Source organism: Kitasatospora sp. MAP12-44 (genome assembly GCF_029892095.1).
In the GTDB taxonomy this organism is placed as follows: Bacteria; Actinomycetota; Actinomycetes; order Streptomycetales; family Streptomycetaceae; genus Kitasatospora.
The window spans coordinates 5,217,167-5,241,295 of the sequence record NZ_JARZAE010000004.1 but is presented as its reverse complement, the minus strand read 5'-3'; the positions used below and the strand labels follow the sequence as shown (position 1 = coordinate 5,241,295).

21 protein-coding genes and 1 pseudogene are annotated in these 24,129 nt (G+C 71.3%); 9 read left to right on the top strand and 13 right to left on the bottom strand.

The annotated features are described in order from the left end of the window. Nucleotides 1-56: 56 nt before the first annotated feature. Together P3T34_RS24305 and P3T34_RS24300 are read right to left on the bottom strand one after the other, a co-directional pair. Nucleotides 57-1,328, bottom strand: a complete 1,272-nt coding sequence (locus tag P3T34_RS24305; protein ID WP_280668161.1) for a DUF4190 domain-containing protein — start codon at nucleotides 1,326-1,328, stop codon at nucleotides 57-59. A gap of 68 nt (nucleotides 1,329-1,396) precedes the next feature. After that, complete coding sequence (locus P3T34_RS24300) at nucleotides 1,397-2,209, bottom strand: methyltransferase domain-containing protein (RefSeq protein ID WP_280668160.1); 813 nt, start codon at nucleotides 2,207-2,209, stop codon at nucleotides 1,397-1,399. Nucleotides 2,210-2,368: 159 nt separating this feature from the next. On the opposite strand from P3T34_RS24300, the pseudogene P3T34_RS24295 reads away from it, so the two are divergent. Then, a pseudogene (locus P3T34_RS24295) lies at nucleotides 2,369-3,507 on the top strand (dihydrofolate reductase family protein). A 176-nt stretch (nucleotides 3,508-3,683) separates the two neighbouring features. Here P3T34_RS24295 and P3T34_RS24290 read toward each other — a convergent pair. Continuing rightward, nucleotides 3,684-4,385 carry a TetR/AcrR family transcriptional regulator gene (locus P3T34_RS24290; RefSeq protein WP_280668159.1) on the bottom strand — a complete coding sequence of 234 codons (702 nt, stop codon included), beginning with the start codon at nucleotides 4,383-4,385 and terminating at the stop codon, nucleotides 3,684-3,686. Between the two features lie 123 nt (nucleotides 4,386-4,508). Here P3T34_RS24290 and P3T34_RS24285 point away from each other — a divergent pair, with 123 nt between their 5' ends. Then, the gene (locus tag P3T34_RS24285) at nucleotides 4,509-5,453 is read left to right on the top strand and encodes an NAD-dependent epimerase/dehydratase family protein (RefSeq protein WP_280668158.1); all 945 of its coding nucleotides are present in this window, start codon (nucleotides 4,509-4,511) and stop codon (nucleotides 5,451-5,453) included. Here P3T34_RS24285 and P3T34_RS24280 read toward each other — a convergent pair. The 3 genes from P3T34_RS24280 to ychF all read right to left on the bottom strand — a co-directional run bounded on the left by P3T34_RS24280 (nucleotide 5,425) and on the right by ychF (nucleotide 7,130). Further along, a complete protein-coding gene (locus P3T34_RS24280; RefSeq protein ID WP_280668157.1) occupies nucleotides 5,425-5,679 on the bottom strand; it encodes a Txe/YoeB family addiction module toxin in 255 nt (84 codons plus the stop codon). The two genes, P3T34_RS24285 and P3T34_RS24280, sit on opposite strands and share 29 nt — an antisense overlap. Beyond that, entirely contained in the window at nucleotides 5,676-5,957 is a 282-nt protein-coding gene (locus P3T34_RS24275; protein WP_251490149.1) for a type II toxin-antitoxin system prevent-host-death family antitoxin, read from the bottom strand. Before P3T34_RS24275 ends, P3T34_RS24280 begins: the two co-directional genes overlap by 4 nt. Before the next feature lie 99 nt (nucleotides 5,958-6,056). Next, nucleotides 6,057-7,130, bottom strand: coding sequence for a redox-regulated ATPase YchF (ychF, locus tag P3T34_RS24270; RefSeq protein ID WP_280668156.1), 1,074 nt, complete (start codon nucleotides 7,128-7,130; stop codon nucleotides 6,057-6,059). Between the two features lie 168 nt (nucleotides 7,131-7,298). Between ychF and P3T34_RS24265 the strand changes: the two genes are divergently transcribed. Beyond that, nucleotides 7,299-7,895, top strand: coding sequence for a DUF6542 domain-containing protein (locus tag P3T34_RS24265; RefSeq protein ID WP_280668155.1), 597 nt, complete (start codon nucleotides 7,299-7,301; stop codon nucleotides 7,893-7,895). Nucleotides 7,896-7,918: 23 nt separating this feature from the next. Here the strand turns inward: P3T34_RS24265 and ppgK are convergent, their stop codons facing one another. Together ppgK and P3T34_RS24255 are read right to left on the bottom strand one after the other, a co-directional pair. Then, nucleotides 7,919-8,671: a polyphosphate--glucose phosphotransferase gene (ppgK, locus tag P3T34_RS24260; protein ID WP_280668154.1), complete on the bottom strand. Its 753-nt coding sequence runs from the start codon at nucleotides 8,669-8,671 to the stop codon at nucleotides 7,919-7,921. Nucleotides 8,672-8,782: 111 nt separating this feature from the next. Then, entirely contained in the window at nucleotides 8,783-9,766 is a 984-nt protein-coding gene (locus P3T34_RS24255) for a 4-hydroxy-3-methylbut-2-enyl diphosphate reductase (protein ID WP_280668153.1), read from the bottom strand. A 47-nt stretch (nucleotides 9,767-9,813) separates the two neighbouring features. Here P3T34_RS24255 and xseA point away from each other — a divergent pair, with 47 nt between their 5' ends. From xseA to P3T34_RS24240, 3 genes are all read left to right on the top strand, one after another. Further along, complete coding sequence (gene xseA / locus P3T34_RS24250) at nucleotides 9,814-11,073, top strand: exodeoxyribonuclease VII large subunit (protein WP_280668152.1); 1,260 nt, start codon at nucleotides 9,814-9,816, stop codon at nucleotides 11,071-11,073. Nucleotides 11,074-11,082: 9 nt separating this feature from the next. Next, on the top strand, nucleotides 11,083-11,325 hold the full coding sequence (locus tag P3T34_RS24245) for an exodeoxyribonuclease VII small subunit (RefSeq protein WP_280668151.1): 243 nt from the start codon (nucleotides 11,083-11,085) through the stop codon (nucleotides 11,323-11,325). A 130-nt stretch (nucleotides 11,326-11,455) separates the two neighbouring features. Then, complete coding sequence (locus tag P3T34_RS24240; RefSeq protein WP_280668150.1) at nucleotides 11,456-12,064, top strand: malonic semialdehyde reductase; 609 nt, start codon at nucleotides 11,456-11,458, stop codon at nucleotides 12,062-12,064. 83 nt (nucleotides 12,065-12,147) lie between these two features. Here the strand turns inward: P3T34_RS24240 and P3T34_RS24235 are convergent, their stop codons facing one another. Beyond that, on the bottom strand, nucleotides 12,148-12,687 hold the full coding sequence (locus P3T34_RS24235) for a DUF4245 domain-containing protein (protein ID WP_280668149.1): 540 nt from the start codon (nucleotides 12,685-12,687) through the stop codon (nucleotides 12,148-12,150). Between the two features lie 198 nt (nucleotides 12,688-12,885). Here P3T34_RS24235 and glpX point away from each other — a divergent pair, with 198 nt between their 5' ends. Beyond that, nucleotides 12,886-13,941 carry a class II fructose-bisphosphatase gene (gene glpX / locus P3T34_RS24230; RefSeq protein WP_280668148.1) on the top strand — a complete coding sequence of 352 codons (1,056 nt, stop codon included), beginning with the start codon at nucleotides 12,886-12,888 and terminating at the stop codon, nucleotides 13,939-13,941. 46 nt (nucleotides 13,942-13,987) lie between these two features. Here glpX and P3T34_RS24225 read toward each other — a convergent pair whose 3' ends face one another. Further along, nucleotides 13,988-14,329, bottom strand: a complete 342-nt coding sequence (locus tag P3T34_RS24225; RefSeq protein ID WP_280672338.1) for a WhiB family transcriptional regulator — start codon at nucleotides 14,327-14,329, stop codon at nucleotides 13,988-13,990. A 312-nt stretch (nucleotides 14,330-14,641) separates the two neighbouring features. Continuing rightward, nucleotides 14,642-15,274 carry a DUF1707 domain-containing protein gene (locus P3T34_RS24220; protein WP_280668147.1) on the bottom strand — a complete coding sequence of 211 codons (633 nt, stop codon included), beginning with the start codon at nucleotides 15,272-15,274 and terminating at the stop codon, nucleotides 14,642-14,644. Between the two features lie 216 nt (nucleotides 15,275-15,490). Between P3T34_RS24220 and P3T34_RS24215 the strand changes: the two genes are divergently transcribed. Beyond that, nucleotides 15,491-17,185, top strand: coding sequence for a fumarate hydratase (locus tag P3T34_RS24215; RefSeq protein WP_280668146.1), 1,695 nt, complete (start codon nucleotides 15,491-15,493; stop codon nucleotides 17,183-17,185). Between the two features lie 57 nt (nucleotides 17,186-17,242). On the opposite strand, the gene P3T34_RS24210 is transcribed toward P3T34_RS24215, so the two are convergent. Both P3T34_RS24210 and P3T34_RS24205 read right to left on the bottom strand, forming a co-directional pair. Further along, nucleotides 17,243-18,664: a DUF234 domain-containing protein gene (locus tag P3T34_RS24210; RefSeq protein WP_280672336.1), complete on the bottom strand. Its 1,422-nt coding sequence runs from the start codon at nucleotides 18,662-18,664 to the stop codon at nucleotides 17,243-17,245. Nucleotides 18,665-18,734: 70 nt separating this feature from the next. Then, nucleotides 18,735-20,249, bottom strand: coding sequence for an ATP-binding protein (locus P3T34_RS24205; RefSeq protein WP_280668145.1), 1,515 nt, complete (start codon nucleotides 20,247-20,249; stop codon nucleotides 18,735-18,737). Between the two features lie 598 nt (nucleotides 20,250-20,847). Between P3T34_RS24205 and P3T34_RS24200 the strand changes: the two genes are divergently transcribed. Next, the gene (locus tag P3T34_RS24200) at nucleotides 20,848-23,826 is read left to right on the top strand and encodes a BTAD domain-containing putative transcriptional regulator (RefSeq protein WP_280668144.1); all 2,979 of its coding nucleotides are present in this window, start codon (nucleotides 20,848-20,850) and stop codon (nucleotides 23,824-23,826) included. Nucleotides 23,827-24,129 lie beyond the last annotated feature (303 nt).

Sequence of the window (24,129 nt, the reverse complement as noted above, 5' to 3'; positions counted from 1 at the left end):
TGAACACGCACCGAAGGGTCGGTCGGCGGTGGCCGACCGGGCCCGGCGACGGTGCGTCAGACGCTCTGCGAAGAGTCGCCGGACGGGTCCGGACCGGTCGCCCAGGACTCGTCGGTGGAGAGCTGGAGCAACTGGCGGACGGCCTTCTGCTGGTCGTAGGCCCGGTGCTGGTCGGCCTCCGCGAGCTGGGCGATGAGCTCGTTGGTGTCGGTGCTGGCGCCGGCCGCGCGCAGCGCCGGGATCCGCAGCTTCAGCTCGGCGATCTGCGCGGCGATCGCTTCCATGGCCCCCGGATCCCAGGTGTCCCCGGCCAGTGCGTTCGTCTCCGACTCCACCGTGGTGGCCATGGCCGTCGCCCAGCTGCGGAAGCTCGCCGGATCGTCGGCCACCGAGCCGGACGGCCGCTTGCCGGCCTGCTCGTCGATCGCGTCCATCGCCCACAGGTAGGCGTACTGGGCGGAGGTGGTGTTGCTGCTGTCCTTGCGCAGCGAGCCGGTCAGCTTCTGGTCCGGCTCGGTCAGGAAGCAGCTGACCCGGCGTTCGCCGGCCGCCCAGTCGCCCTGCTGCGGGTAGAAGTAGTGCACCAGCACCGCGCTGGGGATGGCCCAGTTGTCCATCGCGTAGTCGCCGGCCAGCTGGACGCACGTCTGGCCGACCTCCTGCTCGCGCTGGGCCTGGCTCGGGTAGTCGCTGTCCTCCAGCTGGGTGCCGCCGACCACCTCGCCGTCGTGCGGCAGGTCGCAGGAGACGACGTCGACCTGCGACGAGGCGCGGTTGAAGCACTGGCCCAGCTGCAGGCTCACCGGGGAGGTGCCGCCGAACGCCTGGAACGGGCTGCCGGAGTGGAGGCCGCCGGCCACCACGCCGATGGTCGCGAACAGGCCCAGCACCGACAGCACCATGCCGCTGACCGCCAGGCCGGTGCCGCGCTGGTGGCGGCGCGGGATCTGGACCAGGCCGGTGATGCCGAAGCCGAGGGCCAGCGGCCAGAGGAAGCAGGCCAGCGCGGTGACCAGGGAGGCGATGGCGAAGCCGTTGACGGACGGCCGCGGTGCCGGGAGGCCGGACCAGGCACCGTACGGGCCGGGCGAGTACGGGCCGTTGGGCGGCGGGTACGGGCCGGTGGGATACGGGCCGGTGGGGTACGGGCTGCCCGCGTACGGGGGCGCGGGGTACGGCGGCGCGGCCGGGTAGGGCGCGGCCGCCTGAGGGGTGGGGTGCGACAGGGCCGAGGGCGGGGCCCAGGGGTCGACCGGTGGCGGGGCGACCACCGCCTCCTCCGCGCCTTCCGTGCCTTCGGTACCCCCGTCGCCGCCCGCTGCCGTCATGACGCCCCCCGCATACACGTGCACCAGTTCGATGAAGCCGCGACTCTAGCCGACCCCGTCGCCCCCGTTCAGCCGCGGGCCAGGATCTCCCCGTGCAGCAGCGCGAACCAGCCGTCGGGGTCCACCGCCCAGCGCCGCCAGCCGTCGGCGATCCGTGCCAGGCCCGCCTCGTCCGCCACCCCCTGCGCCAGCGCAGTCTCGGCCAGGCCCGAGTCGACCACCCGGTCCGCCCACAGCCCGCCCCACCACAGCCGCTCGCCCGCCGTCGCGTACGTCCAGCTGGAGGAGGACGCGCTCACCTCGGTGAAGCCGGCCGCCCGCGCCCAGGCCAGCAGCCGCCGTCCGGCGTCCGGCTCGCCGCCGTTGGCCCGGGCGGAGCCCTGGTACATGGCCAACCACTCGTCCAGCTCGGGCAGTTGCGGGTACCAGGCCATCGCCGCATAGTCGGCGTCACGGGCCGCCACCAGGCCGCCCGGCGCGCTGACGCGGCGCATCTCGCGCAGCGCCGCCACCGGGTCGCCGACGTGCTGCAGCACCTGGTGGGCGTGGACGACGTCGAACTCGCCCGCCGCGTACGGCAGCGCGCCCACGTCGGCGACGGCGAACTCCACATGGCCGATCCCGCGCGACGCGACGTACTCGGCGGCCTGCCGCAGCACGTCCGGCGAGGTGTCCACCGCGACCACCCGGCCACCGGGGCCCACCAGTTCGGCCAGGTCCGCGGTGATCGTGCCGGGGCCGCAGCCGACGTCCAGCACGGTGTCGCCCGGGCGCAGCTCGGCCAGCAGGTAGGCGGCGGAGTTGGCCGCCGTCCGGCTGCGGTGCGAGCGCAGCACGGCGTCCTTGTGGCCATGGGTGTAGACCGCCTGATGTTCCGTCATGACAGCTCTCCTCAAAGGCTCGACAGCCCCTCGACGTCACGTTTGAGCTTAGCCATCGTCTCAGCTGGCAAGAAGATATGTCTCGTAAAGTGAGACGATCAGCGCCCCGACCGGCGGTCAGGTCGTACGGTAGGCAGCCCCGACTGAACGGACCGACCGATGGCCACCAAGCGCCCATACGTGCTGCTGAGCGCGGCGATGTCGATCGACGGCTACCTCGACGACGCCACTCCCGAGCGGCTGCTGCTCTCCAACGCCGCCGACTTCGACCGGGTCGACGAGCTGCGGGCCGGCTGCGACGCCATCCTGGTCGGCTCCACCACGCTGCGCCGGGACAACCCCCGCCTGCTGGTCAACGACCCGGCCCGGCGGGCCACCCGGACGGCCGCCGGGGAGCCGGAGTACCCGCTCAAGGTGACCCTCAGTGCGAGCGGCGACCTCCCGGCCGATCTGCGGTTCTGGCACACCGGCGGCGCCAAGGTCGGCTACACCACCGACGCCGCCGCGCCCGCCCTGCGCGCCGCGCTGGACGGATTGGCGGACGTGGTCGGCCTCGGCGAGCGGGTCGGGCTCGGCGCCCTGCTGGACGACCTGGGCCGGCGCGGCGTGCGGCGGCTGATGGTGGAGGGCGGCGGGTCGGTGCACACCCAGTTCCTGGCCGAGGGGCTGGCCGACGAGCTGCAGCTGGTGGTCGCGCCGCTGCTGGTCGGCCAGGCCGCCGCGCCCCGCTTCGTCAACCCGGCCGACTTCCCCGGCGGGAGCACCCGGCGGCTGCGGCTGCTGGAAGCCCGTACGGTCGGGGATGTCGTCCTGCTCCGGTACGCCCCGAAGGAAGCCGCCTCATGACCGCCACCGCGACCGACCTGGCCCTGCTCGCCCGCGCCATCGAGCTCTCCAAGCACTGCCCGGACTCCGCGACCGCGTTCTCGGTCGGCGCGGTGATCGTCGGCGCCGACGGCGAGGTGCTCAGCGAGGGCTACAGCCGCGAGAGCGACCCGCTCAGCCATGCCGAGGAGGCCGCGCTGGCCAAGCTGCCCGCCGGTGACCCCCGGCTGCGTATGGCGACGATCTACAGCTCGCTCGAACCGTGCAGCCGGCGCGCCTCCCGTCCAGTGCCGTGCGCCCGGCTGATCATCGCCGCCGGGATCCCCCGGGTGGTGGTGGCCTGGCGGGAGCCGGACCTCTTCGTCACGGGCTGCGAGGGCCTCGGACTGCTGGCCGCGGCCGGCATCGAGGTGGTCGAGCTGCCCGAACTGGCGGCGGCCGCCCGCGAGGTCAACACCCACCTGCTCGGCTGAGCCGCGGGCCGCACGGACGAGGCCCCCGAGGCCCGCGCCGCCGAGTTCGCCGACCGCTACCGCGCCGAACTCGCCACCCCCGCCCAGCACTCCCGCCTCGGCACGCTGCGCACCCACGCCCCGCTGACCCTGCTCACCGAGGAGCTCGGAGGCGGCGCCAGCAGCGGCAGCGGCAGCTAACGGGCGTCAGCAGGCAGCCCTGCCAGGTCGGCCATCAGGCCCATCTGGTGGTCGAAGTACTCCCGGCGGGCCTCGATGACCGCGTCGGTGCGGCCGAACACCTCGAAACTGACCAGCCCGAACAGCTGGACCCAGCCCGCGAACACGCGGCCCAGCAGGTCCTCGGGGATGTCGCCGGGCTGCTGGTCGATCAGACTGCGCAGGTCAGCCCGGACCGCATCGGGTAGTGGAGTGAACTGCGGGAGGGCGCCGGGCCGCTGCTGCGCCGCCTCGACCGCCGTCGCGGCCAGCAGGAGGACCACGGCCATGGCCGGCGCGCTGGTGTCCTGCGGCGCGGCGTACCCGGGCACCGGAGTGCCGTAGAGCAGGCCGTACTCGGCCGGGTTTGCCAGTGCCCAGTCCCGTACGGCGTGCGCCACGGCCAGCCACCGCCCGCGGGCGTCCGCCCTCGGCAGCCGGGCGTCGGCCTCCCCCGCGGCGGCGGCAAGCGCCTCGTACGCCTCCGTGATCAGCGCGGTCAGCAGGTCGTCCCTGCTCGGGAAGTACCGGTAGAGCGCCGACGCAACGATTCCCATGTCCCTGGCCACCCCGCGCAGCGACAGGTTGGCCCCGTCGGCCGCCAGCCGCCGGCGGGCCACGGCCTTGATCTCCTCGGTCATCTCGGAGCGGACCCGGGCGCGAAGTGACGGTGCTGACATGCCTGCCAGTCTTCCACAGCAGAGAACGCCACTCCCATCAGAGAACAGTGTTCTTGACGCAGTACGGAGTTCACTCATACGGTGTTCTCGTTCGAGAACACCGTTCTCTCATTGGAGTCGATCATGTCCCTGCACGTCATCGTGGGAGCCGGCCCCGTCGGCTCGGCCACCGCCCGGTTGCTGGCCGACCGGGGGGACGAAGTCCGCCTGATCACCCGCAGCGGCTCCGGGCCGGCACACCCCGGCATCGAACGCGTGAAGGCCGACGCCACCGACCCGGACACCCTGGTCCGCCTGACCACGCGGGCCACCGCCATCTACCACTGCGCCCAACCCGCCTACCACCGCTGGGCGGCCGAGTTCCCGCCCCTGAACGCGAGCACCCTGCACGCCGCCGAGGCGACCGGCGCCGTCCTGGTCAGCGTGGGGAACCTCTACCTGTACGGCCAGGTGGACGGGCCGATCACCGAAGACCTGCCCGCGCGCCCCAACTCCGCGAAGGGCCGGGTCCGCGCGGACCTCTGGGCCGCCCAGCTCGCCGCCCACCACGCCGGTCGCATCCGCGCGGCCGAAGTCCGCGGCTCCGACTACCTCGGCGCCGACGTCGTGTCGACCTTCACCGTCATGGTGCTGCCCGCCGTCCTGCGCGGCCGCCGCGCCCTCGCCCCCGCCGACGTGGACACCCCGCACAGCTGGACCTACACCGGCGACATGGCCCGCACCCTCGTCGCCGTCGCCGACGACGAGTCAGCCTGGGGCCGCCCCTGGCACGCCCCGACCCCGCCACCCATGTCGATGCGCGAACTGGCCGACCTCGCCGCCACCTTGGCCGCCGCCCCCACCGCCCGCACCGGCCGGATGCCCACCGCCCTGCTCCGCCTGGCCGGCCTGTTCAGCGCCGACGCCCGGGAGATCCCCGAGGTCCGCTACCAGTTCGACCATCCGTTCGTCCTGGACTCCACCCAGGCCACGACAGCCTTCGGCCTCGCCCCCACACCGACCGAGGAGGCCCTTCGCGAGACCATCACCGCCGCCCGAATCAGTAGTGGTAGCGGGCGGCGAGGATGATGATCTCTTCGTCCGTGACCAGGTAGACGAGCCGGTGCTCGTCATCGATCCGCCGTGACCAGGCGCCGGCCAGGTGGTACTTCAGCGGCTCGGGCTTGCCGATCCCGGCGAAGGGATCACGGCGGGCGTCCTCGATGAGTTTGTTGATCCGGGCGAGCATCTTGCGGTCGCTCTTGAGCCAGGACGTGTAGTCCTCCCAACCCTGATCCTCGAAAACGAGCCTCACGCGGCGCCCTGCCCCGCATCCGCCGCGTCGGGGTCGATCAGCTCGCGCTCGGAGAGGTTTATGCGACCGAGGGCGTTTTCGTACGCCTTGAGCAGGCGGCGGGCGTTCGCGGGCGAGCGCAGAAGGTAGGAACCCTCGCGCAGGGCGGCGTAGTCCTCGGCAGAGACGAGTACGGCATTCCCGTGCTTGGAGACGATCTCGATCGCCTCGTGATCGTCGTTGACCTTCTTGATGAGCGGGAAGAGATCCTTGCGGGCCTCGCTCGCGGTGATGGACATCAGAGGGAGCCCCTTCGCCGAGTGGTACCGAATAACGTACCACTCGCACGGCCGCCAAGCAGAGGGGCCCACCTGCAAGCAGGTGGACCCCATCCGACGTCAGACGTTGAAACGGAACTCCACCACGTCGCCGTCCTGCATGACGTATTCCTTGCCCTCGATGCGGGACTTGCCCTTGGCGCGGGCCTCGGGGATGGAGCCGCAGGCGACGAGGTCGTCGAAGGAGACGATCTCGGCCTTGATGAAGCCCTTCTGGAAGTCGGTGTGGATCACACCGGCGGCCTCGGGGGCGGTCGCGCCCTTCTTGATGGTCCAGGCGCGGACCTCCTTGGGGCCGGCCGTCAGGTAGGTCTGCAGGCCGAGGGTCTCGAAGCCGACGCGGCCGAGGGTGGCCATGCCGGCCTCCTGCTGGCCCATCGACTGGAGGAGTTCGAGGGCCTCGTCGTCGTCCATGCCGATCAGCTCGGACTCGATCTTCGCGTTGAGGAAGATCGCCTCGGCGGGGGCGACCAGGGCACGCTGGGCGTCCTTGAAGGCCTCGTCCGTCAGCTCGTCCTCGTCCACGTTGAAGACGTAGAGGAAGGGCTTGGTGGTGAGCAGGTGGAGCTCGCGCACCGAGGAGGCGTCGAAACCAACCTCGAAGAGGGTCTTGCCGGTCTCCAGGACCTTCTGGGCGGCCTCGGCGGCGGCCAGCGTGGCGGCCGACTCCTTCTTGAGGCGGGCCTCCTTCTGGAGCCGGGGCAGCACCTTCTCGATCGACTGGAGGTCGGCGAGGATCAGCTCGGTGTTGATGGTCTCGATGTCGTCCTTGGGCGAGACCTTGCCGTCCACGTGCACCACGTCGGGGTCGACGAAGGCGCGGATCACCTGGCAGATGGCGTCGGACTCGCGGATGTTCGCGAGGAACTTGTTGCCCAGGCCCTCGCCCACCGAGGCGCCGCGGACGATGCCGGCGATGTCGACGAAGTCGACGGTGGCCGGGAGGACGCGCTGCGAGCCGAAGATCCCGGCGAGCACGGCCAGTCGCGGGTCCGGGACGCCGACCACGCCGACGTTCGGCTCGATGGTGGCGAACGGGTAGTTGGCCGCCAGGACGTCGTTCTTGGTCAGGGCGTTGAACAAGGTCGACTTGCCGACGTTCGGCAGGCCGACGATTCCGATCGTGAGCGACATGTAGCGAGATCCCGTGGGCTTGGAGGGCGTGGAGCGGCACCGTACGGGCCGATCGCCCAGTCTACGGGCGGCGGCAGGGGGCCAGGAAACGAGCCGTTCGAAGACACGGACGGGCCAGTTTTGTATCCATTACACAGCGGGGCGATGATCGGACCGTACGTTGGGCAGGTGGAGCAGAGCATCCGTACCCAGCCGCCCGGGCCCCGGCCCCGCCCGCCAGTCGGCGGCGGGGCCGCTGAGGCCGCCGTTCCGGCGCCGGCCGCGCCCCGCGACGCCGGCCCGCGGCCGTCCAGGCTGCGGACGGCCTCCGGCGCCGCCGGCCCGGCCCGGCTGAAGTGGAAGCTGCCGCTGAGCCGACCGGCCGAGCGGCAGCGCAGCGGGCGGCCGGCCCGGCTGACGGCGATCGGCACCGGCGTGCTCACGCTGGCCGGGACGCTGGCTGCCGCCGCCCTCGACCAGCTGATGTTCGGCGGCCTCGGCGTGCTCTTCGGGCTGGGCTTCCTGGCGGTCTGCTTCCAGGCCGCCGTGCGGGTGCGTTCGGCGGACCTGGCGGCGGCGCCGATCAGCGGGCCGATCGCCTTCGCGCTCGCGCTGCTGCTGCTCGGTCCGGTGAGCAGCCCGGGCGTGATCGGTCAGGTGCTGGCGCTGGCCACCGGCCTGGCGCTGCGGGCCGGCTGGCTGTTCGCCGGGACGGGCCTCGCGGCGGCGATCGTCACGGCGCGCTTCGTCGCGCAGCGCCGGATCCGCCGCCAGCAGCACCGCTGACCAATTGCCGGTCGGTCCATGGGTCAGGAGCCGCCCTTGGCGGCGGCCATCGCGGCGCCCACGATGCCCGCGTCGTTGCGCAGCAGGGCCGGCACCACCCGAGCCGCCCGCTCCCTCAGCAGCGGCAGGAACTTGTCGTGCTTGCGGCTGACGCCGCCTCCGATGATCACCAGCTGCGGCGAGAACAGCCGCTCCACCAGGTCCAGGTACTCGTCCACCCGTACCGACCAGTCGGCCCAGCTCAGCTCGTGCCGCTCGCGCGCGCCGGCCGAGGCGCGCCGCTCGGCGTCCTTGCCGCGCAGCTCCAGGTGTCCCAGCTCGGTGTTGGGGACGAGCGCGCCGTCGATGAAGAGGGCGCTGCCGATCCCGGTGCCGAAGGTCAGGGTGAGCACCACGCCGCCCTGGTCGCGCCCCGCGCCGTAGGCGACCTCGGCCAGGCCCGCCGCGTCCGCGTCGTTGAGCAGGGTGGCGGGCAGGTCGAGCGCCTCGCGGAAGAGCCCCGCGGCGTCCAGGTCGATCCAGCCCTGGTCGACGTTGGCGGCGGTTCTGGTGTGTCCGTCGACCACCACGCCGGGGAAGGTCAGGCCGACCGGGCCGCGGTGGCCGAAGTGCTCCACGACCTCCTTGACGGCCGCGACGACCGCTTCGGGCGAGGCGGGGTGGGGGGTGAGCACCTTGTGGCGGGGCTCGGCGAGTGCGCCGCGTTCCAGATCCACCGGCGCGCCCTTGATCCCCGAGCCGCCGATGTCCACGCCGAACACCGAGAGTGCCGTCACGTCTGTGCCTCCTCCGCGTTGTCCACACCCTGTGCACAACCGTACGAGGCCCGGATCGGCCCCGCCTGCTGATACCCGGAGCAGGCGGGTCCGAAAGCCGGTGGGAGCGGGTCAGAGCTTGCCGGCGGCCTCGGCGCGCAGGTCGCGGCGCAGCTCCTTGGGGAGCGAGAACTGCAGGGTCTCCTCGGCCGTCTTGACCACCTGGACGTCCTCGAAGCCGCGCGCGGCCAGCCACTCCAGCACGCCCTGCACCAGGATCTCGGGGACCGAGGCACCGCTGGTCAGGCCGACCGTGCCGACGCCGGCCAGCCAGGCCTCGTCGAGCTCCTCGGCGAAGTCCACCAGGTGGGCGGCCTTGGCGCCGTACTCCAGACCGACCTCGACCAGCCGGACCGAGTTGGAGGAGTTCTTGGAGCCGACCACGATCAGCAGGTCGGTCTCCGGGGCGATCTGCTTGACCACCACCTGGCGGTTCTGGGTCGCGTAGCAGATGTCGTCGCTCGGCGGGCTGACCAGCAGCGGGAAGCGCTTCTTGAGCTCGCCCACGGTGGCCATCGTCTCGTCCACCGAAAGGGTGGTCTGGGACAGCCAGACGACCTTGCTCTCGTCCCGGACGACGACGTTCGCGACGTCCTCGGCGCCGTCCACCAGGTGGATCCGCTCGGGGGCCTCGCCCATCGTGCCGACCACCTCCTCGTGGCCCTCGTGGCCGACCAGCAGGATGTCGTAGTCCTCCTCGGCGAACCGCACGGCCTCCTTGTGGACCTTGGTCACCAGAGGGCAGGTGGCGTCGATGGTGGCGAGCTTGCCGGCCTTCGCCTCGTCGTGGACGGCGGGGGCCACACCGTGCGCGGAGAAGACCACGATGGAGCCCTCGGGCACCTCTTCGGTCTCGTCGACGAAGATGGCGCCCTGCTTCTCCAGGGTCCGCACGACGTACTTGTTGTGGACGATCTCCTTGCGCACGTAGATCGGGGCCCCGTACTGCTCCAGGGCCTTCTCCACGGCGATGACGGCACGGTCGACGCCCGCGCAGTAGCCCCGGGGGGCGGCGAGCAGGACACGGCGCTGTGCGGTGGTGGACATGGCTCCCATGGTAGAGCCGCCGTGGGCTGTCGCAGGACGGCGCTAGCCTCGTGCCCATGGCCAACTCCAGTTCTCCCGAAGCCCCGATCCCGGTCGGGAAGGTCTCCGCACTGATCGGCAGCTGGGTGGACCGGCTGGGCGCGGTGTGGGTGGAGGGCCAGATCACCCAGCTCAGCCGGCGTCCGGGCATGCAGTTCCTGACCCTGCGCGATCCGGACAAGGACATCTCGCTGGGCGTCACCTGCTACCGCTCGGTCTTCGAGCCGGTGGCCGACGTGCTGCAGGAGGGCTCGCGCATCCTGGTGCACGCCAAGCCGGAGTGGTACACGCCGCGCGGCACGCTGTCGCTGCGGGCCGTCGAGATCCGCCTGGTCGGGCTCGGCGAGCTGCTGGCCCGCCTGGAGCACCTCAAGCGCACGCTGGCCGCAGAGGGGCTCTTCGCGGCCGAGCGCAAGAAGCCGCTGCCCTTCCTGCCGAGCTGCGTCGGGCTGGTCACCGGCCGGGCGTCGGCGGCCGAGCGGGACGTGCTGGAGGTGGCCAGGCGGCGCTGGCCGGCGGTCCGCTTCGAGGTGCGCAACGTGCTGGTACAGGGCACCCAGGCGGCGTCCCAGGTGGCCGCTGCGGTGCACGAGCTTGACGAGCTCCCCGAGGTGGACGTGATCATCGTGGCGCGCGGCGGCGGCAGCGTCGAGGACCTGCTGCCCTTCTCGGACGAGCAGCTGCTGCGGGCGGTGGCCGCCGCCGCGACGCCGGTGGTGAGCGCGATCGGCCATGAACCGGACCAGCCGCTGCTGGACTTCGTGGCGGACCTGCGGGCGGCCACGCCGACCGACGCGGCCAAGCGGGTCGTCCCGGACGTCGGCGAGGAGCAGACCCGGGTCCGCCAGCTGCGCGACCGGGCCCGGCGGTCGGTGACCGGCCTGGTCGAGCGCGAGCTGCACGGGCTGGCGGGGGTGCGCAGCCGTCCGGTGCTGGCCGCGCCGCTGCGCCTGGTGACCGAGCGGGACCAGGAGCTGACGGCGCTGCTCGAGCGCTCCCGGCGTTCGCTGGGGCACCGCCTCGACCGGGCCGAGTCCGATCTGGGGCACACCCTGGCCCGGGTGGTGGCGCTCTCGCCGGCCGCGACGCTGGAGCGCGGCTACGCGGTGGTGCAGCGGGCCGACGGCGCGGTGCTGACGGATCCGGCGCAGGCAGCGCGGGGCGAGCGGCTGCACATCCGGGTGGCCGGTGGCGGCCTGTCGGTGACGGCGGAGGAGGCCGACCCGGCCGACCCGGCCGACCCGCAGGACGGCGGGATTGTCGCTGCCGACGCCTAGGCTGACGCCATGGCAGACGAGGACACCAAGACCGGCACGAGCAGCGACGACGCGCTCGGCTACGAGCAGGCCCGCGACGCCCTGATGGACGTGGTGCGCCGGCTGGAGACCGGCGGGACGTCGCTGGAGGAGTCGCTGGCCCTGTGGGAGCGCGGCGAGCAGCTGGCCAAGGTCTGCCAGCGCTGGCTGGACGGCGCCCGGGCCCGGCTGGACGCGGCGCTGACGGCGGAGGAGCGGGCGGAGGACCGCTAGCCCGCCGCCAGCCCGCCGGGCGATGTGATTCGACTCACATCGACTCCAGGAATCGTTGAACGTTCATCCAAGTTGGACCGGGTGAGCGGCACACAGCCGCGCTACCGACTCCAGCTTGAGGTGGACCAGCATGACCATCGCCAACGACGCCCTCGTCCTCGACCCCGCCGCCCAGGACCTGCTGTTCCGCGAGGCCCGCACCGCGAACACCTTCACCGACGAGCCGGTCACCGACGAGCAGATCCAGGCGATCTACGAGCTGGTCAAGTACGCCCCGACCGCGTTCAACCAGCAGCCGCTGCGTGTTGTCCTGGTCCGCAGCCCCGAGGCCCGCGAGCGCCTGGTCGCCCACCTCGCGGACGGCAACAAGGCCAAGGCCAGCACCGCCCCGCTGGTCGCCATCCTGGCCGCCGACAACGAGTTCCACGAGGAGCTGCCGACCCAGTTCCCGCACTTCCCGGCCGCCAAGGACGTCTTCTTCTCCGAGCGCCCGGTCCGCGAGGGCTCGGCCCGTCTGAACGGCGCGCTGCAGGTCGGCTACTTCATCCTCGGCATCCGCGCGGCCGGCCTGGCCGCCGGCCCGATGACCGGCTTCAACGGCGAGGGCATCGACAAGGAGTTCTTCGCGGACGGCGAGCACTCGGTGCTGGCCGTGGTGAACATCGGCAAGCCGGGCGAGGACGCCTGGTTCCCGCGCTCGCCGCGCCTGGCGTACGACGAGGTCGTCACCACCGTCTGATCACGCTGGACCGATCGGACCGACCGGCACTTGGCAGGGCGACGCCGCCCGCCGAGTGCCGGTTCTGCTTGAGACCGACCGTTCTAGCGCAGGGCCGCGGCCAGCTGCCCGAGCTCGTCGTAGGAGGCCGTGCCGGTGACCACCGTGGTCGCCGTGCCGGTCGCCTCGGTCAGACCGCGGTAGTGCTGGCCCTGCACCCGGTCCCAGCTGCGGCCGTCGATGGTCGAGCTGCCGTCCGCCTGGTAGCCGGCCACCACGGTGGACAGCACGGTGGGCTTGGGGGCGTCGCTCTGCTCGATCGCGGCGTACTGCCCGTCGGGGGTGACGAAACCCAGGTGCCAGACGGCGTGGCCGTCCACGTTGGCCTGGTACTGCACCGAGGTCGCCTTCCATTTGTCCGGCAGCCCGACCGGGGACAGCAGCGGATACGGCGCCGCGCGCTTGGCCGAGGCCACCGCCGAACCGTAGTCGACGGCGTGAACCCCGTCACCTCCGGAGTGCGGGATGAACACGTAGGTCACCAGGCCCAGACCACACACCGCGGCCATCGACAGGATCATGTCCCGTACGGTCTGCCGCCCTCGCGTACCACTCTTTCCTGCCACCCCCACATGGTGACCCATCGTGTCCTGCGGCCTCGCACCCGGGGTGCCCGCGAACGGCCCAACCGGGACGAATCGCCCCGGAGCCGCAGGTGGCAGGGACCCGCGCCACAGACAGTCATCCCGTACACAGATACGATCGGGGGACCCTCACCGCAGCGTTCGACCAGGCACGTAGTCGACCGCTCACTGGCCGTCGCGTACAGAGAGGTATCGACGATGACCGCGCACGCAGTCAACAAACCCAGCTCCTCCCAACTTCCGCAGGCCCTGGAGGTCGCCCCCGAGGCGCCCGACCGTAACCTCGCGCTCGAACTCGTCCGGGTCACCGAGGCAGCGGCCATGGCGGCCGGTCGCTGGGTCGGCAAGGGCGACAAGAACGGCGCCGACGGCGCGGCCGTCAAGGCCATGCGCACCCTCGTCTCGACCGTCTCGATGAACGGCGTCGTCGTCATCGGGGAGGGCGAGAAGGACGAAGCCCCGATGCTCTACAACGGCGAGCGGGTCGGCGACGGCACGGGCGCCGAGTGCGACGTGGCCGTCGACCCGGTGGACGGCACCACGCTGACCGCCAAGGGCATGGCCAACGCCGTCGCCGTGCTCGCGGTCGCCGACCGCGGCACGATGTTCGACCCCAGCGCCGTCTTCTACATGGACAAGCTGGTCTGCGGCCCCGAGGCCGCCGACTACGTGGACATCACCGCCCCCGCCGCGGTGAACATCCGCCGGGTCGCCAAGGCCAAGGGCAGCAAGGTCGAGGACGTCACGGTGATGATCCTGGACCGTCCGCGCCACGCGAACCTGGTCAAGGAGGTCCGCGCCGCGGGCGCCCGGATCAAGTTCATCACCGACGGCGACGTGGCGGGCGCCATCATGACCGCGCGCGAGGGCACCGGCGTCGACCTGCTGCTCGGCGTCGGCGGCACCCCCGAGGGCATCATCGCGGCCTGCGCGATGAAGTGCATGGGCGGCGTCATCCAGGGCCGGCTCTGGCCCAAGGACGAGGCCGAGAAGCAGAAGGCGCTGGACGCCGGCCACGACCTCGACCGGGTGCTCACCACCAACGACCTGGTCAGCGGCGAGAACGTGTTCTTCGTCGCCACCGGGATCACCGACGGCGAGCTGCTGCGCGGGGTGCACTACCGCCAGTCGACCGCCACCACCAGCTCGCTGGTGATGCGTTCCAAGAGCGGCACGATCCGGCAGATCGACTCCGTCCACCAGCTGTCCAAGCTGCGGGCGTACAGCGCGATCGACTTCGACCGGGCGAACTGACCAACCGCGGTGTGAGCGCGGCGGATTGCTCTGCGATCCGCCGCGCTCAGCCCGCTATCCGGCCGCGCTCGGCACTGCGCTGACCGGCCACCAGCTGGGCCTCGGCGCGCAGTTCGAGCTCCCGGCGGCGCCGCCGGGCCAGCACCACGCGCCGCTCGGCCGCCGTCAGCCCACCCCAGACGCCATACGGCTCGGGCTGGGCCAGCGCGTGCTCCCGGCACTCCAGCAGCACCGGGCAGCGCGCGCAGACCTGCTTGGCCTGCGCCTCACGGGCGAGGCGGGCCGCCGTGGGCTCCTTGGACGGCGCGAAGAACAGCCCGGCCTCGTCCCGGCGGCAGGCCGCGCAAGTGTGCCACGGGTTGTCCTCCAGGTGGTCGAGCCGCACCACAGCGGGAGCACTCCCGGCTGCGCGCCGCTCTGCGGCCGCCGCCGCGCGGACGACACCGGTGGTGCTGGGCTCGATCGGGTGCAGCACGGCGACTCCTGACACAGCTCGGGGAAGGCTCGCGTCACTGCCCGGCTGCTGTTCTGACCGCAGCCGTTCAAGAAACGATGTGCGTGAGGAATTACCCCGCACGATCCCGGTTCATGCACACCGTGCGCGCTCGACCACAGCCTGCACTCAAGCCAACCCCGAGTGCAGGTGACGGAGTTGACGGAACGTCCGGTTCCGCCCGAGGCTCCCGCGAGCCGGCCCCGATCAGCCCTCCAGCTGGCGGCGCACCCACTCCTTGAGCTTCTTGCCCCGGCTCGGTTTGGCGTCGCACCCTCCGAAGACGGCCGCGCCCTTGACCCGCACCACCGGCGCGTACGGATCGGCGGCGGTCTGCTCGCGGACGTCGAAGCCCCCGAAGACCCCGACCCCGCTGCCGTGCAGGCTGACGTTCTCCGGCACCCGGATCTCCACCCCGCCGAAGACCGCGACCACCTCGATCACCACCTCGGGCGACTCGAAGACCGCGTCGGTGAGGTCGATCTCCACGCCGCCGAAGACCGCGACCGCCTTGAGGTGTGAGCCGACCCGCCAGCGGCCCTTGCGGCTCGCGCCGCCGAAGACCGCCACCATGCTTGGCGATTCCAGGCGGGCCGGCGGCAGCGGTGCGGCGGTCCGGGCGTCCGGCTTGTCCATCGAGAGCGGGCGGTGGGCGGGCAGGTCGCGGGTGAGCGGGGCCAGTTCGCCCAGCGTCCGGGCGTTGTAGGCCGCCTCGATCCGCTCCGAGTGCTCGTCGACGGTCAGCCGGCCGTCGGCGTAGGCGTCGCGCAGCAGGTCGGCGATCCGCTCCCGGTCGGCGTCCGAGGCACGCAGTTCGGCCTCGGCGACGGGCTTGGTCATGGGTACGGGCGCCTGGCCCTCGGGCTTCTCTGACGGGAAGTTGTCCACGGCACCAGCCTAGCCAGTGCGGCCCCTGGCGAACGGGTGTTCTTCGCTCTCGAAGTGACCCCTGTCACGCAGGCTCACCCGCGCACCCGGGCCGCCGTCGCGGGTTCTACGCTGGAGGGCGCTTCAACGACGCAGCCGGATCCGGATCGACCCCCGAAGGACCGCCCCATGGCAGCCACGCCAGACTTCGCCTACTCCGACCTCCTCCCGCTCGGGGCCGACCCCACCCCGTACCGGAAGCTGACCTCCGAGGGCGTCAGCACCTTCGAGGCCGACGGCCGGCGCTTCCTGAAGGTCGAGCCCGAGGCCCTGCGGCTGCTCACCGCCGAGGCGATGCACGACATCTCGCACTACCTGCGGCCCGCGCACCTGGCCCAGCTGCGGCGGATCCTGGACGACCCCGAGGCCAGCCCGAACGACCGCTTCGTGGCGCTCGACCTGCTGAAGAACGTCAACATCTCGGCCGGCGGCATCCTGCCGATGTGCCAGGACACCGGCACCGCGATCGTGATGGGCAAGCGCGGGCAGAACGTGCTGACGGCGGGCGGCGACGAGGCCGCGATCGCCGGCGGTGTCTTCGACGCGTACACCAAGCTCAACCTGCGGTACTCGCAGATGGCGCCGGTGACCATGTGGGACGAGAAGAACACCGGCAACAACCTGCCGGCCCAGATCGAGCTCTACGCGACCGACGGCGACGCGTACAAGTTCCTCTTCATGGCCAAGGGCGGCGGCAGCGCCAACAAGTCGTACCTGTACCAGGAGACCAAGGCGATTCTCAACGAGAAGAGCATGCTGGCCTTCCTGGAGCAGAAGATCCGCTCGCTGGGCACCGCGGCCTGCCCGCCGTACCACCTGGCGATCGTGGTCGGCGGCACCAGCGCGGAGTTCGCGCTGAAGACCGCCAAGTACGCCTCGGCGCACTACCTGGACCAGCTGCCGACCTCCGGTGACGCGAAGACCGGCCACGGCTTCCGCGACCTGGAGCTGGAGGCCAAGGTCACCGAGCTGACCCAGAAGATCGGCATCGGCGCCCAGTTCGGCGGCAAGTACTTCTGCCACGACGTGCGGGTGATCCGCCTGCCGCGACACGGCGCCTCGCTGCCCGTCGCGATGGCCGTCTCCTGCTCGGCGGACCGCCAGGCGCTGGGCAAGATCACCGCCGAGGGCGTCTTCCTCGAGCAGCTGGAGACCGACCCGGCCAAGTACCTGCCGGAGACCACCGACGCTGCGTTGACTGGCGGCTCCGCCGCGGGCCTCGACGACGACGTGGTGCGGATCGACCTCAACCAGCCGATGGCGCAGATCCGCAGCGAGCTCGCCAAGCACCCGGTGAAGACCCGCCTCTCGCTGACCGGCACGCTGGTCGTGGCGCGCGACATCGCGCACGCCAAGATCAAGGAGCGGCTCGACGCCGGCGAGGGCATGCCGCAGTACCTCAAGGACCACCCGGTCTACTACGCCGGCCCCGCCAAGACCCCCGAGGGCTACGCCTCCGGCTCCTTCGGCCCCACCACGGCCGGGCGGATGGACTCCTACGTCGACCAGTTCCAGGCGGCCGGCGGCTCGATGGTGATGCTCGCCAAGGGCAACCGCTCCAAGCAGGTGACGGACGCCTGCGCCAAGCACGGCGGCTTCTACCTCGGCTCGATCGGCGGCCCGGCGGCCCGCCTCGCCCAGGACTGCATCAGATCAGTCGAGGTCCTGGAGTACGCCGAGCTGGGCATGGAGGCGGTCTGGCGGATCGAGGTCGAGGACTTCCCCGCGTTCGTGGTCGTGGACGACAAGGGCAACGACTTCTTCACCGAGACCGCCGACCCGGCGCCGCTGATCACCAGCATCCGGGTCCGCTCGGCGGAGTAGCCGGGACCCGACACAGTCAGTGCCCGTGCGCCGAACGGCACACGGGCACTGTGCTGCCTACTGCCAGGCCGTCAGCAGTTCCTCGGGCCCGACGACGGTCAGGCCCTGCACCGTGCAGCCACTGCGGGCCACCGCCAGCAACGGTGTGGACGGGTCGGCGCCGGGGAGCTGCGAGCGGTGGACGGCGAGCTCCGCCAGGTCGTGCGCGTCGAAGGGGCGCTGCTCCAGCCACTTCACCGAGCCGACCGCGGTGATCCGCTTGGCGATCGGGCCACGGTCGGCCGCCACGATGTCGATCTCCGGGTCATTGCTCCTGGTCCAGTAGCCGCCCACCACGCCGGTGCCCTCGGGCAGCACTCCGGCCGGCATCCGGTGCAATGCCTCCCGGACGACGGGCTCGATCGCCCTGCCCCGCCAGGACGTCCAGGACTTCCTGATCCGGTCCAGTACGAGATCCCCCCGGCCGCGTTCGATCTCGGACAGATAGGGCCCGATGAACTGCAGCCAGAAACGAAGATAAGGGTCGGCGACCAGGTACCGGGTCTCCTTCGACGGCTGACCGGAGAGCGGGGTCACCGCATCCACCACCCGCTTGGCGGTGAGCAGTTGGAGCGCCCGTCCGAGTGATGCGTGCGGCATCCCACCGGCCGCCCGACCGATCAGCGAGTAGCTTCGCTCACCCGAACCGATCGCACCCAGCACCTGCCGCGCCTGAGCCTCGGTCGGGAACTCGGCCGCCAGCGCCCGCTCTGCGCTGACCAGGAGCGCCGATGTGGGGTCGTGAACGGCGTCGGCGAGGTAGTCGAGAACCCCGGTTCCGTCCGGCCACTCATCGAGGATGAGCGGCAGACCGCCGGAGACCAGATAGGCGTCGAAGGCCTCGGCAGGCGGCAGGCGCAGCATCCCGGCGACCGCTGCGGGGCTCATCGGCGGGACGACCATTTCGGTGGCTCGCTGGTGGAACGGCCTCCCGTACTCGTTCAGCGCCTCCATCATGGCGAGGTCGGAGCCGATGCACAGGAGCAGCACCGGACGCTTGGAGAGCTCCCGGTCGAACAGTTTCTGGAGTGTGCCCTCGAAACCCGGGTCGTTGGCGATCAGGTACGGCATCTCGTCCAGGACCACGATGCTCGGCCGGTCCAGCGGCACCGCGTTGGCGAGCAGGGAGAGCGCGGCGTCCCAGTCCTGCGGGGCCTGCCCGCGGAAGGAGGCGGCTCCGGGAAGCGTGGAGCTCTCTGCCGCGGCGGTGAAGAGGCGAACATCGGCCTGGACGGACGACTGCGCGGAGGCCGTGAAAAAGAGGCAGGGCACCCCTGCACGGTCGATGAACTCCTCCGCCAGCCGGGACTTGCCCACGCGGCGGCGGCCCCGCATGAGGACGGCGCGCCCGGGGCGACCGGCGCGACCGCCTGCTTCCACGCGGCGCAGCATGCGGTTCAGCTGGTCGAGTTCGCGATCGCGACCGAGGAAGTCGTCCACCTGGGCCTCCATACAGCCATTTTTGAGAGTCTCATGGATGAGTGTATCAAATTTGGATGTGTTGCAGGTCTCAGTGCCCGTAGAGCGCGTCGATGCCGACCAACAGGACGTCCTCGCGCTGCGCGGCCAGCTGCTCCAGCTCCGGGCTGAATCCCGTGAGCGAGAAGACCGCGAGCGTGGCGCCTTCGGCCCGGTGGCCCTCTGACGTGAGCAACTGCCTGATGCGCTCCAGGCGTTCGATGTCACCGGGCGTGCGACGCTGCAGGGTCGCCTTCGCCTCTCCGAGCAGGATGATGCTCGCGCCGCCCGCGCCCGGGCGCCGCCCGGGCGCCAGGGCGACGACGTCGACCTCGTGCTTGGCCCGACCGGCCGCGTCGTGGACCGCGGTGGTCCCCACCGCACCGACCAGGCGGCCGCCCAGCGACTGCGCTCCGGCGAAGTCGCGCGTCCAGCCGCGCGAGAGCTCCTCGAAGTGCGGGCCCAGGATCTGCGAGGCGAACGTCGCCCTGGACGCCTCCCACACCTGACGCGCCTCGCGCCGGTCGAGCAGGTCCGCGTACGGCACGGTGATCAGCTGGTTGAAGCGGATGATCGGGTCGGTGACGCTGATCGTCGGATTGCGCGTGTGCAGAAGGTCCTGGCTACGGCGCAGGTAACCCGCCGACTCCAGCACGGACAACGGGTGTGCCAAGGCCGTCCGCTCCCGGCCGATGACCCCGCCGATCTTCGTGGGGGTGGTCGCGCCCCCGGCCACCGCGGTGAGGATGTCGTAGTAGAGCGTCCGCCGGGTGATCCTGGGGTCCTCGCGGAGCAGGTGCTCGGTCTCGTTGCGGGTGAAGAGGCCCAGATCGGGGTCGAGCAGGTTCTCCACGACCCAGTCGTCGAACTCCTCCAACGTGCCGGGCGGAGCATCCTGCACCAACTGCCGGTAGCCGGGCGCCCCACCGAGTACGGCATGCAGGCGAAGCGCCACCGTCGGCTCGTCCACTCCCCAGAACCGGCCCGCGGCACGGTAGTCGAACTGGCCCAGCCGCATGTCCAGCGCGGCACGGCCGCGTAGCGCCTTGTTCCCCGACAGCAGTTCCGTCATCACGCTCATCGCCGAGCCGCAGAGCACCAACCTGCCGCCGGGTGCCTGTCCCGCCTGCGAGTCGTCGTAGAGGTGCTGGAGCAGCGAGGGGATCTCGGGTGAGTGGTCGAGCAGGTAGGGCAGCTCGTCGATGATCAGCAGGGGCAGCGCGCCGGTGGCTCGACGCCGCTCGACGAGTTCCAGGGCGGTGGTCAGGATCTGCTGCCAGTCGTCGAGTTCCACCGTGCCGGCGGGCAGCCCGGCGTAGCCCGCCAGCGCCGCCGTGAACCGCCGCTGCGCCGCCAGCCGCCCCTCCTCCTGCACCGCCGTGACGTACAGACCGCCGGTGGCCTCGGCCAGTGCGCGGAGCAGGAAGGACTTGCCGTGGCGGCGCCGGCCCGACAGCAGGCCGATGTGCAGGGCGGGTCCACCGCGCTGGACGAAGCGGGTCAGCGAGGACCACTCCTGGGAGCGGCCCATGACCCGGGTGGGCTTGGGGATCGAGCTCGAAGGCATCTTGTATGACTCAATCTATACGGATCTGTATAAGTTGAACTATACAAGCCTCGCCCGTCAATGCTCCCGGCCTTCCAAGGCGCCGGAAATTGACATACCAGGCCAATTCTGGCGGACCACAGAAAATGCCCCGCACCGGTCGATACCGGTACGGGGCGGAGCTGTGGGACGGCCTCAGTGCGTGGGGGTTATCAGGCCGAGAGGCTTGACGTCACCCTCAGACTGACCCCATGCCACTGCGGGTTCCGCCGCCGTGGGCTGCTCGATGACGGGCGCGCTGGCCTGCGCGGGCACCAGCAGCTCGCCCTCCTCCGCAGCAGGCACGGTGGTCGCCGACGCGCTGGACTCCTGAGGGACTGCGATCAAGCTCTCGTTCTCGGCCATGACAAGGCCTTTCTGGTCGTTAGGTTCACTTCCACCCCGATCGGGACCAGCCGAGGCGTAGGGACAGTATTGTAGGAATCGTTAAATGTCTTATAAACAGCCCTCCGCTCGCTCAACTCGCCGCCCCGCACCGACCCTCACGTGGTGCGATGCACGACTGAGCGGGGAGGGCAGCAATTTGTAGGTGCACAGCCACCGGCCTTCAGGGGATCTCATGGAGCTTCAGGCAACGCAGCACGACGCCGTGCTGCGGTTCCAGGTGCTCGGACCCGTCCAGGCATGGCGCGGCGACCAGGCCCTGGCCCTCGGATCACCGCAGCAGCAGGCGGTCCTGACGGCCCTGCTGCTGAATCGGGGCCGACCGGTCACCACGCAGGAACTGGTCGACGGTCTCTGGGGCGACCGCCCACCGCCGCAGGCGGTCGCGGCGCTGCGCACCTACATCTCCCGACTGCGATCGGTGATCGAACCGGGCCGCGAGGTGCGGGCGCCCGCGGAACTGCTGGTCTCGGTTCGCGACGGCTACGTTCTACGCGTGTCAGCGGACGCGCTCGACCTGGCCGTCTTCGATGCGAGGTTCTCCGATGCCAACCAGGCCCGACAGGTCGGCGAGGCCGAGCGGGCCCACCAACTGCTCGTCTCCGCACTCGCGCTCTGGAGCGGCCAGCCGCTGGCCGGAATCCCCGGTCCGTACGCGGACTCCCAGCGCCTGCGGCTGACCGAGCGTCGGGTGACAGCCTGGGAGGAGCGGTTCGCTGCGGCGCTCGACATCGGCCTGCACGCCGACGTGGCCTCCGAGCTGAAGTCGCTCGCCACCGAGCACCCGCTGCGCGAACGCCTTCGCGAACTCCTGATGCTGGCGCTCTACCAGTGCGGACGGCAGGCCGAGGCGCTCAACGTCTACGCGGCCACCCGCAAGCTGCTGATCGACGAACTCGGTGTGGAACCGGGGATCAGCCTGGCTGCCATGCATTCCCGGATCCTCTCCGCAGACCCGACACTGATGTACGCCCCGCCGGAGCCGGTCAGCCCGGCTCCCGAGAGCGGGCAGCCGGCGCTCACCGCTCCTCCCGCCCAGCTTCCGGCCGACATCTCGGACTTCAGCGGCCGCGACCCACTGGTCACCGAGTTGCGCGATGCCCTGCGCAGCGCCTCCGGCCAGGCGGTGGTGGTCACCTCGCTGGCGGGCATCGGTGGCGTGGGGAAGACCACGCTCGCCGTGCACGTCGCACACAGCGTCCGAAACGAGTTCCCGGACGGTCAGTTGTACGTGGATCTCCGCGGGGCGGGAGCGACGCCCGCCGACCCCGCCATGGTCCTCGGCGACTTCCTCTTCGCGCTGGGTGTGGCCGAGGCTCCCGAACCCTTCGAGCAACGGGTCGCCCTCTACCGCTCGCTGCTGGCCGACCGCCGGATGCTGATCCTGCTCGACAATGCGCACGACGTCACCCAGGTCGCACCGCTGATCCCCGGGGTCGCCGGCTGCGCGGTCCTCGCGACGAGCCGTTCCCGGTTGGCCGGCCTGCCCGGAGCCCACCTCGTGGACGTCGAGGAGTTGTCCCCGCAGGAGGCGCTCGAGCTCTTCGCGGCCATCGTCGGGCAGCAGCGCACCGACGCCGAACCCGAGGCCGCCCTCGCAGTGGTCACGGCCTGCGGATTTCTTCCGTTGGCCGTCCGGATCGCGGCCGCCCGGCTGGCGAGCAGGCCGCGTTGGAGCGTCTCGGACCTGGCCCGTCGGTTAGCGGACCAGCGCCGGCGGCTGGACGAACTCCAGCTGGGCAACCTCGCCGTCGAGACCACCCTCGGTCTCGGCTACGGCCAGCTCAAGGCCGACGAGGCACGGGCATTCCGACTGCTGGCCTCGGTCGACAGTCCTGACCTGCCGCTTGCCGCGGTGGCAGCTCTGCTCGGCACGACGGAGGATCAGGCGGAGGACCTCGCGGAGGCACTGGTCGAAGCCAACATGCTGGAGTGCTTCACTCCGGGCCGCTACCGCTACCACGACCTGCTCCGACTCTTCGCCCAGAAGCAGGCCGACAAGTTCAAGACACAGGAGGAGGAACAGGCCGGCCTGCTCCGACTCCTGGACCTGCTGCTCGCGACGCTCCGGAACGCCGCGCAGACCCTGGAACCTGACGATCTGCTGGCAGAAGCACTGCACCACCCCGCTCAGGCGGGCATCAGGTTCGAGACCACGGGGACGGCGCGTGGCTGGCTGCGCGCCGAATTCGCGCTCCTCCTCGCGACGATGGAGAGGGTCGTCGAAGACTCGTCCGAACTGATGCGCCGGGCTGTCGACGTGCTCATCGTCCTGAGATCGCTCGTGGAGGAACGGATCCACGGGGAGCGCATCCGCCGCATCCTGGACATCGCCGCCCGCAGCGCGGCCTCCCAGGCCGACGAGGGCGCACTCGCCCGGATCCGCTTCGCGCTGGGGGTGCTCGGCTACATGGCCGGCGACTTCCCCGACTCGGAAAGCTCCCTACGTGAGTGCCTGGATTTGCTGAGCCCCACCGAGACGCCGATCCTCCGATCGACTGCGGCCAGTCTCCTGGGCACCGTGCTGAGTACCACGAACCGGCCCGCCCAAGCCCTGCCGTTCTTCGAACAGGCCCGGGAACTTCTCGAAAGCCTGGAGGCCAAGAGCAGCGAGGCTCGGGTCCTCGGGAACATCGCGCGCGCCCACCTCGCCCTCGGCCAGCGTGAACGGGCCGTCAGCTCCGCCGAGTCGGCGCTGGTCACGGCGCGGATGTCGAACAACGCCTACTGCCTGACCGACACGCTCTACCAACTGGGCGTCGTGCTCGGCACCGCCGGCTCGCCGGCTCAGGCAGCCACCCATCTTCGCGAGGCGTACCAGCGCTACCAGGAGCAGCAGCAGCGGTTCTGGGAAGGGCTCTCGCTGGCCCGGCTGGCCGGGTGCCTGCTGACGGACGGGCAGGTGTCCGAAGCGGCCGTCGCCGCCGACGAGGCGCTGACCATCGCCGAGGAGGTCGACAACGCCTACTGCCAGGGCCTGGCGAACGCCGCGCTCGGCGAGGCGCTGCTGCGTCAGGGGCAGCCCGACCGCGGGCTGTCCCACCTGCACGACGCGCTGGGCATCTTCACCCGGCTCGGTGTGCCCGAGGCCCTGCCCGTGCAGGACCTGATCGACGCTCAGCACACCGAGCCTCCAACCACCCCCGCGCCTTGATGATCGGGGTCCCCCGTGACCCCGATCCCCCCGTTCTGGGAAGCACCCCCCGCTCCCTGTTCCCCCCGGAACAGTGGTGTCCCCGCAGCCCCCCGGCTGCGGGAGCACCTCTCTGCGCTTCCCCGGCGCTGGTAGAACTCTGACACCCGGCGATTGACGTTCGATAAACGCCGACGAAACGACCCACCCCCTGCGCCACGCGGCGCGCGAGGGCCGCTCTCACCACCCCCGCCTGCCCCACTGAGCTCCCGCCACCTGCTGCGTATTCGTCCCGGCAGGTATGAGTTGGCTGGAAACGGACTC

Excerpts from the sequence above, each read along its gene's own strand:
- P3T34_RS24305 (WP_280668161.1), bottom strand. The coding sequence starts at position 1,328 with ATGACGGCAGCGGGCGGCGACGGGGGTACCGAAGGCACGGAAGGCGCG.
- P3T34_RS24300 (WP_280668160.1), bottom strand. The coding sequence starts at position 2,209 with ATGACGGAACATCAGGCGGTCTACACCCATGGCCACAAGGACGCCGTG.
- P3T34_RS24290 (WP_280668159.1), bottom strand. The coding sequence starts at position 4,385 with ATGTCAGCACCGTCACTTCGCGCCCGGGTCCGCTCCGAGATGACCGAG.
- P3T34_RS24285 (WP_280668158.1), top strand. The coding sequence starts at position 4,509 with ATGTCCCTGCACGTCATCGTGGGAGCCGGCCCCGTCGGCTCGGCCACC.
- P3T34_RS24275 (WP_251490149.1), bottom strand. The coding sequence starts at position 5,957 with ATGTCCATCACCGCGAGCGAGGCCCGCAAGGATCTCTTCCCGCTCATC.
- ychF (WP_280668156.1), bottom strand. The coding sequence starts at position 7,130 with ATGTCGCTCACGATCGGAATCGTCGGCCTGCCGAACGTCGGCAAGTCG.
- P3T34_RS24255 (WP_280668153.1), bottom strand. The coding sequence starts at position 9,766 with ATGGGAGCCATGTCCACCACCGCACAGCGCCGTGTCCTGCTCGCCGCC.
- xseA (WP_280668152.1), top strand. The coding sequence starts at position 9,814 with ATGGCCAACTCCAGTTCTCCCGAAGCCCCGATCCCGGTCGGGAAGGTC.
- P3T34_RS24245 (WP_280668151.1), top strand. The coding sequence starts at position 11,083 with ATGGCAGACGAGGACACCAAGACCGGCACGAGCAGCGACGACGCGCTC.
- P3T34_RS24240 (WP_280668150.1), top strand. The coding sequence starts at position 11,456 with ATGACCATCGCCAACGACGCCCTCGTCCTCGACCCCGCCGCCCAGGAC.
- P3T34_RS24235 (WP_280668149.1), bottom strand. The coding sequence starts at position 12,687 with ATGGGTCACCATGTGGGGGTGGCAGGAAAGAGTGGTACGCGAGGGCGG.
- glpX (WP_280668148.1), top strand. The coding sequence starts at position 12,886 with ATGACCGCGCACGCAGTCAACAAACCCAGCTCCTCCCAACTTCCGCAG.
- P3T34_RS24220 (WP_280668147.1), bottom strand. The coding sequence starts at position 15,274 with ATGACCAAGCCCGTCGCCGAGGCCGAACTGCGTGCCTCGGACGCCGAC.
- P3T34_RS24215 (WP_280668146.1), top strand. The coding sequence starts at position 15,491 with ATGGCAGCCACGCCAGACTTCGCCTACTCCGACCTCCTCCCGCTCGGG.
- P3T34_RS24205 (WP_280668145.1), bottom strand. The coding sequence starts at position 20,249 with ATGCCTTCGAGCTCGATCCCCAAGCCCACCCGGGTCATGGGCCGCTCC.
- P3T34_RS24200 (WP_280668144.1), top strand. The coding sequence starts at position 20,848 with ATGGAGCTTCAGGCAACGCAGCACGACGCCGTGCTGCGGTTCCAGGTG.